Origin of the sequence: Allokutzneria oryzae, from assembly GCF_042429765.1 — a bacterium.
GTDB classification, from domain to species: Bacteria; Actinomycetota; Actinomycetes; order Mycobacteriales; family Pseudonocardiaceae; genus Allokutzneria; species Allokutzneria oryzae.
On the sequence record NZ_JBHLZU010000043.1, the window covers coordinates 1 to 502 of the forward strand.

1 protein-coding gene is annotated in these 502 nt (G+C 65.5%); it reads right to left on the bottom strand.

Features of this window, described 5'->3' with window-relative positions:
- On the bottom strand, positions 1-502 hold a 502-nt coding region (locus ACFFQA_RS37985), incomplete at both ends, for a superoxide dismutase (RefSeq protein ID WP_377862668.1).

The following is a 502-nucleotide window of genomic DNA, read 5'->3' on the forward strand; positions in this document are numbered from 1 at the left end:
ACGTCGTCCCAGTTGATGACGTTCCACAGTGCGGTGAAGTAGTCGGCTTTCACGTTGCGGTACTGCAGGTAGTAGGCGTGTTCCCAGGCGTCGAAGGCCAGCAGGGGGGTGGTGGCGATGGAGAGGTTGGAGTGGTGGTCCTTGAGCTGCTGGGTGATCAGGCGCTGGCCGACGGGTTCCCAGGCGAGGATGCCCCAGCCGGAGCCTTGGATGGTGGAGGCGGCGGCGTTGAGCTGGGCGCGCAGGTTGTCGAAGGAGCCGAAGAACTCCTCGACCGCGGCGGCGAGTTCCCCGGTGGGCTTGTCGCCGCCGTGGGGGGAGAGGTTTTTCCACCAGACCTGGTGCAGGGCGTGGCCGGCGAGGTGGAAGGCGAGGGTGGTCTCCAGGCCGACGATGGAGCCGTAGTCGCCCTTGTCGCGGGCTTCGTCGAGTTTTTCCAGGGTCTGGTTGGCGCCGGTGACGTAGGCCTGGTGGTGTTTGGCGTGGTGCAGTTCGTTGATCT